The sequence below is a fragment of the Actinomycetota bacterium genome (assembly GCA_012837825.1).
Lineage (GTDB): Bacteria > Actinomycetota > Humimicrobiia > Humimicrobiales > Humimicrobiaceae > Humimicrobium.
On the sequence record DUQM01000063.1, the window covers coordinates 1 to 14,724 of the forward strand.

At 34.5% G+C, this 14,724-nt stretch carries 18 protein-coding genes; all 18 read right to left on the minus strand.

The window, feature by feature from the left end; genetic code table 11:
* Window positions 1–46: 46 nt before the first annotated feature.
* The gene (locus GXZ93_04600; GenBank protein HHT79059.1) at window positions 47–478 is read right to left on the minus strand and encodes a YraN family protein; all 432 of its coding nucleotides are present in this window, start codon (window positions 476–478) and stop codon (window positions 47–49) included.
* The gene (locus GXZ93_04605) at window positions 479–1,129 is read right to left on the minus strand and encodes a ribonuclease HII (protein ID HHT79060.1); all 651 of its coding nucleotides are present in this window, start codon (window positions 1,127–1,129) and stop codon (window positions 479–481) included.
* A 9-nt stretch (window positions 1,130–1,138) separates the two neighbouring features.
* Entirely contained in the window at window positions 1,139–1,693 is a 555-nt protein-coding gene (lepB, locus tag GXZ93_04610; protein ID HHT79061.1) for a signal peptidase I, read from the minus strand.
* Window positions 1,694–1,723: 30 nt separating this feature from the next.
* Entirely contained in the window at window positions 1,724–2,068 is a 345-nt protein-coding gene (rplS, locus tag GXZ93_04615) for a 50S ribosomal protein L19 (protein ID HHT79062.1), read from the minus strand.
* A gap of 73 nt (window positions 2,069–2,141) precedes the next feature.
* Window positions 2,142–2,840, minus strand: a complete 699-nt coding sequence (gene trmD / locus GXZ93_04620) for a tRNA (guanosine(37)-N1)-methyltransferase TrmD (protein HHT79063.1) — start codon at window positions 2,838–2,840, stop codon at window positions 2,142–2,144.
* A gap of 63 nt (window positions 2,841–2,903) precedes the next feature.
* Window positions 2,904–3,458: a 16S rRNA processing protein RimM gene (rimM, locus tag GXZ93_04625; GenBank protein ID HHT79064.1), complete on the minus strand. Its 555-nt coding sequence runs from the start codon at window positions 3,456–3,458 to the stop codon at window positions 2,904–2,906.
* 33 nt (window positions 3,459–3,491) lie between these two features.
* Window positions 3,492–3,725, minus strand: a complete 234-nt coding sequence (locus GXZ93_04630; GenBank protein HHT79065.1) for a KH domain-containing protein — start codon at window positions 3,723–3,725, stop codon at window positions 3,492–3,494.
* Between the two features lie 13 nt (window positions 3,726–3,738).
* Complete coding sequence (gene rpsP, locus GXZ93_04635; GenBank protein HHT79066.1) at window positions 3,739–4,002, minus strand: 30S ribosomal protein S16; 264 nt, start codon at window positions 4,000–4,002, stop codon at window positions 3,739–3,741.
* 157 nt (window positions 4,003–4,159) lie between these two features.
* The gene (ffh, locus tag GXZ93_04640; GenBank protein ID HHT79067.1) at window positions 4,160–5,497 is read right to left on the minus strand and encodes a signal recognition particle protein; all 1,338 of its coding nucleotides are present in this window, start codon (window positions 5,495–5,497) and stop codon (window positions 4,160–4,162) included.
* 4 nt (window positions 5,498–5,501) lie between these two features.
* Entirely contained in the window at window positions 5,502–6,377 is an 876-nt protein-coding gene (gene ftsY / locus GXZ93_04645) for a signal recognition particle-docking protein FtsY (protein ID HHT79068.1), read from the minus strand.
* Window positions 6,370–8,676, minus strand: coding sequence for an AAA family ATPase (locus tag GXZ93_04650; protein HHT79069.1), 2,307 nt, complete (start codon window positions 8,674–8,676; stop codon window positions 6,370–6,372). The genes ftsY and GXZ93_04650 overlap by 8 nt, the downstream gene beginning before the upstream one ends.
* A 79-nt stretch (window positions 8,677–8,755) precedes the next feature.
* Window positions 8,756–9,466, minus strand: coding sequence for a ribonuclease III (rnc, locus tag GXZ93_04655; protein HHT79070.1), 711 nt, complete (start codon window positions 9,464–9,466; stop codon window positions 8,756–8,758).
* A gap of 10 nt (window positions 9,467–9,476) precedes the next feature.
* Window positions 9,477–9,710 carry an acyl carrier protein gene (gene acpP, locus GXZ93_04660; protein HHT79071.1) on the minus strand — a complete coding sequence of 78 codons (234 nt, stop codon included), beginning with the start codon at window positions 9,708–9,710 and terminating at the stop codon, window positions 9,477–9,479.
* A 26-nt stretch (window positions 9,711–9,736) separates the two neighbouring features.
* A complete protein-coding gene (gene plsX / locus GXZ93_04665; protein ID HHT79072.1) occupies window positions 9,737–10,750 on the minus strand; it encodes a phosphate acyltransferase PlsX in 1,014 nt (337 codons plus the stop codon).
* A gap of 22 nt (window positions 10,751–10,772) precedes the next feature.
* Window positions 10,773–11,831 carry a phosphotransacetylase family protein gene (locus GXZ93_04670; protein ID HHT79073.1) on the minus strand — a complete coding sequence of 353 codons (1,059 nt, stop codon included), beginning with the start codon at window positions 11,829–11,831 and terminating at the stop codon, window positions 10,773–10,775.
* Window positions 11,832–11,858: 27 nt separating this feature from the next.
* On the minus strand, window positions 11,859–13,961 hold the full coding sequence (locus GXZ93_04675; protein HHT79074.1) for an acetate--CoA ligase: 2,103 nt from the start codon (window positions 13,959–13,961) through the stop codon (window positions 11,859–11,861).
* Window positions 13,962–14,031: 70 nt separating this feature from the next.
* Entirely contained in the window at window positions 14,032–14,250 is a 219-nt protein-coding gene (rpmF, locus tag GXZ93_04680) for a 50S ribosomal protein L32 (protein HHT79075.1), read from the minus strand.
* A gap of 122 nt (window positions 14,251–14,372) precedes the next feature.
* Window positions 14,373–14,724 (minus strand): ATPase (locus tag GXZ93_04685; GenBank protein ID HHT79076.1); only part of this gene is annotated, 352 nt, incomplete at its 5' end.

The following is a 14,724-nucleotide window of genomic DNA, read 5'->3' on the forward strand; positions in this document are numbered from 1 at the left end:
ATGCAATTATATAATTATTTTATTGTTTATATATATTATTATGTATTTATATAAATACGTCCAATATTCCTATGTTATAATCTTCACCTTCCCTTATTTTTTTATAATCAATATCATTGGAATCTTTTATACAGGAAATGAATGAATGAAGAGCCTGGCTGAAAGTTATTGAAATTATTTTTATCTTTCTGTCCTTATCATAAGAAAATTCAGGATTTCTTTGAAAAAAAAATTCCATTGTATTTGAAATTTTTCGGATCTTTTTATCATTTACGGATTCAAAAGGTTTTATATGTTCGTCATTAAGCCTTGATTTTACTTCAAAAAAATAATAGCAGTCTTCCTTTTCACAGATAATATCTATCTCTCCATATGCGGAAGTGAAATTTTTTGCAAGTATTTTAAATCCCTTACCTGAAAGATAATTTTCAGCAATTGCTTCTCCCGCTATTCCCAGCAATCTTTTACTGTTTTTCATTTAAAATATACTTTCCTGATATAACTGGTTTATATAAAATGATTTTCTGTGTATCGGACAGAAGCCCAGTTTTTTGATTGCAGCGATATGTTCTTTTGTGCCATATCCTTTATTATGATTAAAGCCGTATCCTGGATATATTTCATCAAATTTCTTCATTATCCTGTCCCTGCATACTTTTGCTATTATGGAAGCGGCACATATTGAAACACACAGTTCATCTCCGTTGACAATCGGCAGTACAGGTATTTCTGAATCAAAAGATAATGCATCCGTAATTACTATCTGGGGTTTTATTTTCAAGTCGGAAAGGGCATTTCCAAACACTTCCTTATTGGCTTTGCCTATATTTACAGAGTCAATTCTTTTTGAGCCAGCCTTGCCGATTCCGAAAGATATGCAGCATTCTGTTATTTTACCATAAAGATCGTTTCTGTATTCTTCTTTCAGTTTTTTGGAATCATTTATTCCTTCAATAAAATAGCTGCTCCTGGGAAGTATGACAGCTGCAGCCACAATCGGTCCTGCAAGAGCTCCTCTTCCGGCTTCATCTATGCCTGCAATAATATCGTATCCCTGAAGGTAAAGATTGTCTTCATAAACAGATAGATTAATGAGTCTTTTATATTCAGATAAATTCACTTTGCACATGAAATCCGACTAATTTACAACATGTATCCTTGAAAATGGCCAGTATACGAAAAAAACTTTTCCGAATACTTCTGTTTTCATAATCGGTCCGAAATATCTGCTGTCGTAGCTGTTGTTTCTGTTGTCGCCCATTACGAAAATTTCATTTTTACCAATTTTAAAGGATTGCTCAGCATAAACAGGTTTGTCGTAAGGATGATAAAAATCTTTTTCAAGTTTTTTATCATCTATATAAATGCTCCCGTCTTCTTTCAGTGTAACAGTTTCACCTTCAAAAGCAATTGCCCTCTTTACAAGGTCTTTGTCTTCATCAACCGGTGAATGGAACACTATCAGGTCTCCTCTTTCAATGCCGAAATATTTATAGGAGAATTTATTGACTATAACCTTGTCATTAACCATCAGCGTAGGCTCCATTGAGGGAGTGGGAACAATAAAGGGTTCAAAAAGAAATATTCTGAAAAGTATTGAAACCAGTGCTGCACAAAGAATAACAATTAAATATGACAATAATTCTTTGGAACGACTTTTTTCTTTTTTTGAAGAAATTAAGTGTTTGCCCATTGGCAAAATTAATCAAATATAAATTTATTTCTATTGTTCTACAGTTTTAACTCTTGACTTTTTGCCTATTTTATCTCTCAGATAATATAGTTTGGCTCTTCTGACAATACCTGTACTTACTTTTTCAATTGAATGAATCATTGGAGAGTTTATAAGAAATGTCCTTTCAACCCCAACATTAAAGGATACTTTTCTCACAGTAAAGGTTTCATTCAGGCCGCTGCTCTGTCTGTTAATTACAATACCCTGGAAAGTCTGGACTCTTTCCTTGTTCTCTTCTTTTATTTTTATATTTACTTTTACTTTGTCTCCAGGTTTAAAATCAGGAATATCGTTTCTGTAATACTTGCTTTCAATCTTTTCAAGCCCGTTCATATCTTCTCCAAATCTATGATAAAAACTTTAATCTTTATTAATTTTAAAAAATAACCTTAAGAATATAAATAATTTAGAAGGATTTGTCAAATAAATCCGGTCTTCTTTCCCGGGTGATTTTTTCAGATTTTTCTTTTCTCCATTTTTCAATCTCTGCATGATTACCGCTTAAAAGAATTTCAGGTACTCTTCTGTTCCTGAAAACAGAAGGTCTTGTATACTGGGGATATTCAAGAAGATTTTTTTCAAAAGATTCGACATCCAGTGATTCAATACTGTTAATCACTCCCGGCAGAAGGCGTGCAATCCCGTCTATAAGAATCATTGCCGGAATTTCACCTCCGGTAAGAACATAGTCGCCAGCAGAGATCTCCAGATCCACAACTAATTCAGAAACTCTTTCATCCACTCCTTCATACCTTCCGCATAACATTATTATGTTTTCCATACCTGATAATTCCTTAATCATCTTTTGATTAAGCACTTTCCCTCTGGGGGTAAAAAGAATGGTTTTCTGTTTTTCGCTTTTTACGCCCTTGTTTTCTTTTTTAATAAACCGGACTGCATCAAAAAATGGTTGAACCATCATCACCATGCCGAATCCGCCACCATATGGTTTGTCATCTACCTTTCGGTGTCTGTCTTTTGAAAAGTCTCTCAGATTATGGATATTAAGTCTGATTATTTCTTTACTGAAAGCTTCTTTTATAACTCCATAGTCTGCAAAATTTTTGATTAGTTGTGGAAAAATGGTTACAACATCTACTATCATAATTGCTGAACTGATTTTTAATCAATTATTAATTTTATTAAAGAATAATTTTTAATCTTAAGCTCAAATATATTCCGGAAGTTTGTTGACTATTATTTTTTTTGATTCAGTTTCAATACTTTTTATGTATTCTTCTGTTAATGGAATATAAAAAAAGTTTCCCTTTATGCCTGATATTTTAATATCAGGCGATAATTTCTTAACAAGAAGGCTGTCATTTGCCTTACCCTGATGAACCTCAATAACCTTCGCAAATGAAAGCCCTTCAGAATCAGTAATAATGCAATCGATCAGATCATCTATCCAGTACATTTCTTCCTCAGGAGCAGGAAAATCGATATCTTTTCTGTATAGCTTGCTTCCTCTCAGAATTTCTGCATCATTTCTGCTGTTTATTTCCCTGAATTTGACAATTGCGCTTTTACGTAAAGTGAAATCAGGATTTTTTATGTATTCTATTTCAAGAGAATTTCTGTCCGGATCATCAAACAGCAAAACAAGACCCGGTATAACAGTATTGGGATAATCAGTAATTATATTTAATATAACCTCACCTTTTATACCATGAGGCTTACTGATTATCCCAACCAATCTTAAATCAAAATCTTTTTCAGACATTTAACTGTCTAAAATATATATAAATTAACAAATTCAATCAATAATCTTTACAATAGATGATTTTCCTCTTTTTGCAGAAGCAGCTCTCATAACAACTCTTATGGCATTGGCTGTTCTTCCTTTTTTTCCTATAACCTTGCCCAAATCGTTCTCAGCAACCTTGAGCTTGAATATTACAGTCTTGTCTCCTTCCTCTTCCTCAGTTATCTCTACTTCATCAGGGTTATCAACCAGCTCTTTTACCATGTACTCTAGTAATTCTTTCACTGTTTACCTCCAGTTATTGATTGCTTTCACTATCGCTTTTTAAATTAACTATATCAAACAATTTCCTGACAGTATTTGTAGGAGTTGCACCTTTTTTCAGCCAGTCCATAGCTTTTTCCTTATCAAGCTCAATTGTTGAGGGGTTTGTCTTTGGATCATAAGTTCCTATATTTTCAATAAATCTTCCGTCACGGGGAGAACGGCTGTCTGCAACAATAATTCTGTAATATGGTTGCTTTTTGGAGCCCATTCTCGTTAATCTAATCTTTACGCTCAAATCAATTCCTCCTGTAGTTGGCATATACCGTATTTTCACATTGTTTAAAATTATATAGATTTATAAAAAACTTGCAAAAATTTTTTCAAAGTTGTTTTATACACTGAAAAAATATATTAAATCAATTTAAAAATATTTACTTTTTCCCGGAAATATTTCAGAACCTGCGTTTCATAAAATCAAAACCTTTCATGCCGACACCGCCTGAGAATTGCTTAAGAAGATGGCGTGTATTTTCAAATTGTTTTAAAAGGCTGTTTACATCACTTACATTTGTACCGCTGCCGCCGGCAATTCTCTTTTTCCTGCTGCCGTCAATTACGTTTGGACGCCTCCTTTCCTCAATTGTCATTGAATTTATAATGGCTTCTATTTTATCAAGCTGCCTGTCGTCAATGCTGATCCCTTTGAGAGCCTTGCTTTTACCCATCATTGGCAGCATGCCCAGTATCTTATCGAAAGATCCCATTTTTTTTATACTTTTAAGCTGAAAGACAAAATCTTCAAAATCGAGTTCATTTTTATATATTTTCTCTTCAAGTTCTTTTGCTTTCTTATCATCTATTATTTTTTCCGTTTTTTCTATCAGCGAAAGCACGTCACCCATTCCAAGTATTCGTGATGCCATTCTGTCCGGATAGAAAATATCAAAATCTTCTATTTTCTCGCCTGTGGATATGAATTTTATCGGTTTTTTTATTACATGGTTTATGGATAATGCAGCCCCTCCTCTTGAATCACTGTCAAGTTTTGTAAGTATGATGCCGTCATATTCAAGTTTCTGATTAAATTCCTTTGCAACATTGACGGCTTCCTGTCCCGACATTGAATCCACAACCAGATATATCTGATGTGGTTTTATTTCTTTTTTAATTGAAACAGCTTCCGCCATCATTTCCTCGTCTATCTGAAGTCTTCCGGCAGTATCAACAATAACCACGTCTGAATAATTCTTCCTTAAATGATCTATCCCGTTTTTTGCAATCAGCACCGGATCCGCACTATTATCTTCATGATAAACTTCACAGTTTATTTTTCCGGAATAGTCTATCAGCTGAAGTATGGCTGCCGGCCTGTAGATATCCGCAGCAATCAGACCGACCTTTTTTGCATATTTTGATTTTAGAAGATTTGCAAGCTTTACGCTTGCTGTCGTTTTCCCTGTTCCCTGAAGTCCGACAAGCATAATGACAGTCGGTATTCTCTGAGAGAAATTAATCAGACTTGAACCTCCGCCAAGTATTTTTGTCATTTCTTCATTAACTATTTTTATTACCTGCTGAAAAGGCGAAAGGCTTTCAAGTATATTTTCTCCAAGCGCCTTATTTTTTATATTCTCAAGCAGTTCTTTTACAACACCGAAATTAACATCAGCTTCCAGCAGCGCAAGTTTAATCTCTCTTAATGCATCATCAAGATCCTTTGGGCTTATTTTGCCTTTATTTTTAATTTTAAAAAACAAATCTTCAAATTTTGATGTTAAAAATTCAAACATGTTTTCATCCAATCAGTTCATTTACAAATTCAATGGGATTAAAATAATCAATATCATCAATTTTCTCTCCATAAGTAACCAGTTTCACAGGTATTTTCAAATCATTTTTTATTGTTATTACTATCCCGCCTTTTGAAGTGCTGTCAATCTTTGTAAGAATTATACCTGTTACTCCTATTGAATCATTAAAGATCTCTGCCTGTGATTTGGCATTCTGACCTACATTTGAATCAATTACAAGCAAAGTCTCATCAGGTTCTCTCCCAATTTTCTTTTCTATAACTCTCTTTATTTTTTTTAGTTCATCCATAAGATTTGATGAAGTCTGCATCCTGCCTGCAGTATCAATAAGAACTATATCCGCTTCTTTCGCAATTGCCTTGTCAAGACTGTCAAACACAACAGCTCCCGGATCAGAGAAACGCTGGTGATGGACAACTTCAATGCCCATTTTCTCTCCAAAATACTGAATCTGTTCTATGGCAGCTGCCCGAAAAGTATCAGCAGCGGAAATAATGATTTTGTGCCCCTTCTTTGCCAGAAGATTTGCCAGTTTTGCAATACTGCTCGTCTTTCCAACACCATTAACTCCTGTAATCAGAAAAACTGAAGGCTTGGACAGGCCTATGCTTAATTTTTCTCTTCCTTCATCTGTCCGGAGTATATCAAGAACATAATTCTTCAGCCGGTTCTTAAGTAATGAAGGATCACTGATATTTTCTTTATAGCTGTATTCTTTTAATCTGCCTATAAGCATATCTGCAGTTTCAAAACTTATATTTCCCAGAATAAGCTCCTCCTCAAGCAGATTCCAGAAATCCTCTCCTGCTTTTGTAAATTTGTTCCATATATAATTCAGATTTTTGAATAATTTAAACATTGACCGCTCTTAATCTTTCTGAAACTATTTTGGTTACACCGTTTGACTGCATTGAAAATCCGTAAATAATATCTGCGATTTCCATTGTTTTTTTCTGATGACTTATGATTATTACCTGCCTGTCTTCTGAAAAAGTTTTTGCAAGCGTCAGGAACCTGTCAAGATTGGCATCGTCAAGCGCAGAATCTATTTCATCAAATACATAGAATGGTGAAGAATTGGTTGCAAATATTGAAAAAAGGAAAGCTATTGAAACAAGCGCTTTCTCTCCTCCCGAGAGAAGCTGGAGAGATATATTCTTATTGCTGCCTGTATCAGCTTTTATATCTATACCGAACTCATCTTCTTCATAATCGTCATTATCTCTTATTAGAAGCTCTCCATCCCCTGTCGGAAAGAGTATTTTAAAATAATATTTGAAATTTTCATTTATCTCCTGAAATTTTTCATTAAAGAATTTTTTTATTCCGGTATTCAGATCATTGATAATTTTTTCCAGTCCTTTTTTACTTTCCACAAGATCTTCTTTCTGGTTATTAAGAAAATCAAACCTTTCTTTTATTTTTTCATACTCCAAATGCGCATTGGGATTAATATTTTTATAGTCCTGTAATCTGCTTTTCAGATCCCTGAGCTTTTTCCCGGAAATCTCAGGATTTTCTGCTTCTTTATAGTTCTTAAGAATAAAATCAAGAGAAAGATTATAGTCATCAAAAATCTTTATGGTCAGATCTTTTACTTTTTCCTTAATCTGCTCTTTTTTCAAATCAGCTCTGTAAGAATCGTTTTCAAGAAAATTTTTTCTTGAATTAAGCATATTTATTTTTTCGTCAAAATTATTATAAAATGCTGACTTTTTATTATATTCTTTCTTCTTATTCTCAAATTCTGAATTTATCTTTTCATCAAGCATTTCAGAAAATACAAAAAACTTTTTCAGTGTCTTTGAGAAGCTGTTGATTTCATTAATTATCCTGTTTACTTCTTTTTTGACATTATTAAGTTTTAAAGTCTTTTCAATTATGTTATTTATTTTACTGTCTGATTTGTTTTCCTGAAGAGACTTGAAACCGGATTTTTTTAAATCCGGTTCATTTAAAATCATTATTTTGATTTTTCCCAATATGCTGTTTAACTCGCTGAATTTCTTATATGTATCTTCATAATATTCAGGCTTTACCAGAATGCCGAGATTTTTATAAATACTGTCAAACAATACGCTGCATTTATCTATTTCTCCTGAAAGGTCTTTAAGATATGAGATCGGACTATCTTTTCTCCCGGCTATTTCTTCATCTGCAGGGTCTTCCTTTTCCCCGGAAATATTTTTGATACTGAAATCTATCATATTCGCGATGGTTTCAGCTGAGGTTCGACGATTGCTTATAAGAAGCTGGATGCTGTCTAATTTGTTTAGATAATATTTAAAGTTATTGATTCTGTTCTCAAAGTCGGAAAGAACTGCTTTTTGACTTCTGTGTTCGTCCTCAAACATTATCCTGCTGTCATTAAGTTCATCCAATTTGACCTGTATCTCTTTTATTTCCCGGAGGTTTTCTTCTGTTTTTATATTTTCGCTATCCCATTGCTGATTAAGATTATTTATGTTTGTCAGAAATAGAGACAGTTCCACCTCTCTTAATTCGGAAACAATTTCGCTTAATTCTTTTGATTTTTCAGCCTCTATGGCCAACGGATCCATAGTTCTTTTTATTTCTTTTATCAGATCATTTATCCTGTCTATATCCTCTGAAACATTTGCAAGCCTTGATTTGGATTTATCCCTACGGATTTTATGCTTTGATATCCCGATTATTTCGTCTATGATTTGTTTTCTTTCGATGTCCTTATACATTATCACATTATTTATCTGGCCCTGATTTATTATGGTGTATAAACCTTTGCCTATACCGCTTTGTGAAATAAGATCCTGGACATCAGACAGTCTTGCCGGTGACGAGTTTATATAATATTCGCTGCCTCCCCTGAGATATACTCTTCTTGTAAATTTAACATCCGTAAACTCAACCGGGAGAACTTTGTCTGAATTATCAAAGACAAGTGAAACTTCCGCAATGGCCAGTTCTTCATTTTTGCTTTTAAAAATTACATCTCCCATAGTAGAGCCTCTGAGAGATTTAGGGCTTTGTTCACCGAGAACCCAGGATATTGCATCCACAATATTGCTTTTTCCGCTTCCATTGGGCCCGACTATTATGCATATCCCTTTTTCAAAAACAAGACTGCTTCTTGTTCCAAAAGATTTAAATCCCCTTAAATTTATATTTTTTAAAAACAAAAAAATTCCTTTAAAAAAATCAATTGCTTCGATTTAAATAAATTATATTAAAAGATGCCGGTAGTCAATAAAATCAGACTCACTTATTCACATAATTTTCCAGAGCATTTTTTGCAGCAGCTTGTTCAGACATTTTTTTGCTTTTTCCTGAGCCTATTCCTATTATCTCGTTTTCTATCATTGCAGCTGAATAGAAAAGTTTATCGTGGTCAGGGCCTTCCTCACTGGCTAATTTGTATTTTAAAAGAGGCATACCCTTTGACTGGAGTATTTCCTGAAGATAAGTTTTATAATCATGAATATCATGGCTTTTTATGCTTTCATCAATAAAAGGCCTGAATAATTCAAAAAACCATTTTTTTGTGAATTCAATTCCTTTATCAAGAAAGACTGCGCTCATAAATGCTTCAAAACTATCTGCTAAAATTGATTCCTTTTTTCTTCCATCGCATTGCTCTTCATTTTCACTTAAAAGTATATACTCGCTTAAATTGATTTCAAGTGCATAATAAGCCAGTGTAGATTTTTTTATAAGATGGGACCTTATTTTAGCAAGTCTTCCTTCAGTAAAATGTCCATATTTCTCTACCAGATATGTAGTTATTATGAACGATAATACTGAATCGCCAAGAAACTCAAATTGTTCATTTCCTCTTGAATCCTTATTGATCTGATGAGCAAAAGACCTGTGAGTCAGGCTTGTATAATATAATTTTAAATTACCTGGTATTATTTTTAATTTGAAAAGCCAGAGTAATATTTTTTTTGTATACAGTCCCTCTTCATACATCTTAAAGATTTTATTTTGAATTTTTTTCCATATAATCTAATGCATCCTGGACTGTAACAATTTTTTCAGCCTCTGAATCGCTTATTTCAATTTGAAACTTATCTTCAAGTGACATAATAAGTTCTACCAAATCAAGTGAATCCGCACCGAGGTCATCAACAAATTTGCTTTCAGGTTTAACATCTTCAGGATTTACGCCCAAAACATCCACCAGGATCTCTTTTATATTTTCGAAATTTTCCATTTTTCCTCCATAATAAATACCGATTTTTAATTATTTATCGATTCGGTAATTTTTGCGACTATAGAATAATTCTGGCTCCAAACAGCAGATTTTACTGCATTTTTTATTGCCTTGGCCTTTGAGCTTCCGTGAGCAATAGCTACTATACCATTTACTCCTATCAGAAATGAACCGCCATATTCTTCATAGTCAAATTTTCTTTTCATTCTCATAAATGAATTCTTAAGAAATATTGCACTTATTTTAGACGCAAAATTTGCTTTTAAGATTCCTTTTATTTCCCCGAAAAACAAATTAGCTATGCCTTCAATGGATTTTAGCAATATATTGCCCGTAAACCCGTCACAGACCACTACATCACAGACCCCGTCAAAAATATCTCTTCCTTCAACATTGCCTATAAAGTTTATATCTTTTATTTCTTTAATAAGCTGGTGAGACTGTATGGCAAGCTCATTTCCCTTTTCTTCTTCGCTCCCGACGTTTGCCAGTCCGATCTTTGGATTTTGCGTCTGAAGTATGGTTTCTGAAAAAATCTTTCCCATTTTTGCAAATTGAGCCAGATACTGCGGTTTGCAGTCAGCATTGGCTCCGGAATCAATTAAAACTATTTTCTTTTCAGAAAGGGGAATAATTACAGCAATCGCAGGCCTAAAAACACCCTTGATTCTTTTTATATTAACAAGAGACGCTGCCATTACGGCTCCTGTATTTCCTGCAGAAACAAATGCACTGCCCTGCTTTTCAGCGGTGATTCTGGTTCCAACAAAAATAGAGCTATCCTTTTTTTGCCTTATGACTTCACCGGGGTGATCGCTCATTAAAACTTCCTGGCTGCAGTTAACTATCTCAAAAACCGAGGGGTCTTCCTGAATCTTCATTAATGATTTTTCTATCTTGTCTTTAACTCCCGTAAGGATTATCTTACAGTCGTATAATTTTGCAGCTTCACTTGCGCCTTTAATTATTTCAGCGGGAGCAAAATCTCCTCCCATGGCATCCAGAACAACAATATTTTTTTCTTTACTTTTATTATTCATATTAAAATAAAAACAGGTATAATCATTCCAGCCCTGTCAGCTTGTCAATATTGATATTATTTTTTGCTACTTCTATCATCTTGTCAATTTTTGTAAATTCATGGAATCTTACTTTTCCAAGTATTTCATTTATCTTTTCAGTAGTCTTCAAGGTGTCAAAAGCTACAAGCATAATAGGTATATTTAATTCTTCCGCTCTGTTAAGGACAACTGAAGAAGGCGCAAAATTTCCTGTAAGTATAAGGCATTTGGTATCTGTTTCAAGAGCAGCAAGCTGTATATCAACCCTGTCTCCACCTGTAATCACTGCTTTGTCTGTCTGTCGCTTGAAAAAAGAAATTGCCTGTTCCTCGCTCATCGCCCCTATCATAAAAGATGATATAAGAGTATCAGTATTATCTTTTGCAGATAATATTTTTCCTTCAAGAAATTCAGAAAGATCTTTTATCGTTACTGAAAGCAGGGTCTTGTCGGAAAGAATTGTTCCAAAGACTTCAATAGAATTTTTTCTGAAAAAAGGAACAAGTATGTTATCAAGATAATCTGCCTGGTTCAAAGGAACCCAGTTGACTACCAGTCCCCCAAAGCTGTCTTTTAAAAAATCTTTTGCAAAAAGTACATAATCAGCTATGTCAGGGGAATAACGTAAAACAAGTATTGTTTTTGCCCTGAGTCTTGTACATATTTCCTTAACTGAAACACCCAGGAAGCTTCCATGTTCAATATTTTTTGCACCTTCCAGCAGGACAATGTCCTTATCTTTCTTTATTTTCAGATAAGATTTTTCAATTATGTTCAGAAATTCTTTTGAAAAATCAGCATTTTTAAGACCTTCCCTGTAATAATTCTGAGTAAGCACTATTGGAGAAATATCTTCAAGTTCATCACTTAATTTCAGAACCTCTTTTACATATTGGGAATCCTCATCAATAGTCTGACCCTGAAATCTTGCAGGCAATGTCCCCAAGGGTTTCATATAGCCTACTTTCAGACCTCTGTCTGAAAGAATGGTGCCCAAGGCAATGCAAAGCGAACTTTTTCCTGAGTAAGCTTCATTGGAAACAAAATACAGGGGAACCATAATTCCCTCCTTTTGATTATTTTTATTTTACTCGGATATCCTTATCCTTACATCTCCTGCTATAGAACCAAGACCCTGGGATTTAACAAATAAAGGATTTATGTCCATCTCCATTATTTCAGGAAAATCTGTAACCAGCTGGGATATTTTTAACAGAATTTCTACAATACTTTCAATATCAGAAGGTTTTTCACCTCTTGCCCCCTTAAGAAGCTTGACGGTTTTGATTTCATCTATCATCTCGAAAGCATCACTTTCTGTAATCGGAGCAATTCTAAATGATACGTCTTTTAATACTTCCACATATATTCCGCCCAGCCCGAACATAATCATCGGACCAAACTGAGGATCTTTATTGATTCCGATAATGGTTTCTTTTTTATCCATTATCATTTCCTGCACTGATATTCCTTTTATTCTTGCATCAGGTTTCTTTGCTTTTACACTTTCCATTATTTTATTAAATCCGTCTTCAAGCTCCGTATCATCTTTGATTCCTACCTTTATTCCTCCTACATCAGTTTTATGAAGGATATCAGGAGAGTCTATCTTTAGAACAACGGGATATCCTACTTTTGAAGTGAATTCTTTTGCTTCTGCAATATCTTTTGCAGTTACAGCCTGTGGTATTCTTATTTTATATGCTTCAAGTATCTTTCTTGCTTCTGTTTCACCAAGTTCAAATCTTTTTTCTTTTCGGCATTCTTCAAAAATTTTGCTTACAGCTTTATTGTCTACATCAAATTTTTTGATTCCCTCGACTTTTTTATTAACCCAGTCTGTGTAATCCATCATTATTTTTAATGTGGCAACAGCGCCTTCAGGTATATCATAGCAAGGTATCCTGTTGTGCATTAACAGGTCAACACCTGATTTGACACCTTTTCCGCCCATAAAACATGCAATAACAGGTATCTTTCTTTTTGAATTCTCAATGGTATTTACTATAGCTTTTGCAGTTTCATCAATCTGTGTCATTGACTGAGGAGTCAGTAAAACAATTATTGCATCTACATTTTTATCTTCAATAACGGTAGACAATGTTTTTTCATATCTGTCTGCAAGAGCATCTCCGAGAACATCTATCGGATTGCGAAAGCTTGCTGCTGCGGGTAAAAATTCCTTTAATTTTTCAACTGTCTTTGCATCAATTGAAGCAAGATTTATCCGATTTTCCTCACATGCATCAGTAGCCATTATCCCGGGACCGCCGGCATTGGTTATAAGAACTACATTCCTTCCCTTGGGAAGAGGCTGGTATGCGAAAGCTGTCGAATAATCAAAAAGATTCCTTATTGTCCTTGCTCTCATTATGCCTGCCTGTTTTAGTGCACAGTCATAAGCCTTGTTTGAGCCTGCAAGGGAACCGGTATGAGAAGATACAGCCTTTGCTCCCGCTGCAGTATTGCCGGATTTTATGGCAACTATAGGTTTTTTCTTTGTTACTTTTGAAGCCATATCAATGAACTGTCTTCCATCGCTTATGCCTTCAATATATGCGCTTATGACCTTACAGCTTGGATCCTCTACCCAGAATTCAAAAAGATCTTTCTCGGCAATATCGCATTTGTTTCCAACAGAAACATATTTGGACATCGGTATTTTCTGTGTAGTAGCCCAGTCAAGTATGGCAGTTATCAGGGCGCCGGACTGTGACATGAATGCAATTTCTCCGTCTGTAGGATCGCCAAGAGCAAAACTTGCATTAAGCCTGCTGGAATAGTTGATCATTCCCAGAACATTAGGGCCCAGAATCCTTATGCCATATTCTTTTGCTTTTTTAACCAGTTCTTTTTCCAGTTCAGCGCCTTCACGGCCTGTTTCCTTAAAGCCGGCAGAGATGACAATAGCACCTTTTACATTTTTTTTGCCGCATTCATCAATAGTGGCAAGTATGTACTTGCTTGGTATAACTATCACAACAAGATCTACATCTGTAGGCACATCCAGAATAGATTTATAGCATCCAAGACCAAGTATTGAATCAGCCTTCGGGTTAATCGGATATATTTTACCCTTATACCCAAAATTGATAATATTGGCAAGAATGGTATGACCGACTTTTTCCTTTTCTCTTGCTGCGCCTATAACTGCAACAGAATCAGGGTTAAAAAACTTTTCAAGACTCACTAGAACTCCTCCATCTATACTTTTGAATTATTTTAAAAAATTTTATTATTCAAGGATTAAAAAATTTCAGTTAAGATGCTTTTGGACTGGTTTTTCCGGATTTCTTTTCCTTTTCGTCAGATTTAAGAATTTTTACATTATCATAATAGCCACAGTTTAGACAAACCCTGTGTGCTATTTTTTTGGAATGACAACGCAGACATTCTACAATATTAACCGGAGTTAACTTATCATGCGTTCTTCTCTTGTCTCTTTTTGATTTCGATGTATTACCTTTTGGAACTGCCAATTAAACCGTCCTCTCGTATATTTAAAAAATTACAATAAACAAACAAGGAAATATACCATAAATCTGATATTTTGCAACAAATTAAATATCTTGCAATATATTTTGAACCAATATATTAAAAATCACTCCCGGCTTTCAGAGCTAAGTCCGGACTTGAATTGTTCCCTTCCTTTTTCAATAGCAGACAGAATTTTATGAAGAGCAGCTTCAAGGTTGGCAAGCTTTTCATCTGCATAGTCTTCTGCTTCAAGCCTTATAGTTCTTGATCTTGCTTCTGCAACTGCAAGCATGTCTTCTGATTTTCTGGTGGCATTCTTTAAAATCTCAGTTTCGTTTACAAGCATATCAGCTCTTTCCTTTGCTTCCCTGATTATTCTTTCTGACTGCCGCTTGGATTCTTCTATCATGCCTTCTCTTTCCTTTACTATCCATCTTGCCTGTCTGAATTCTTCAGGAAGAACATTTCTCAGTTCG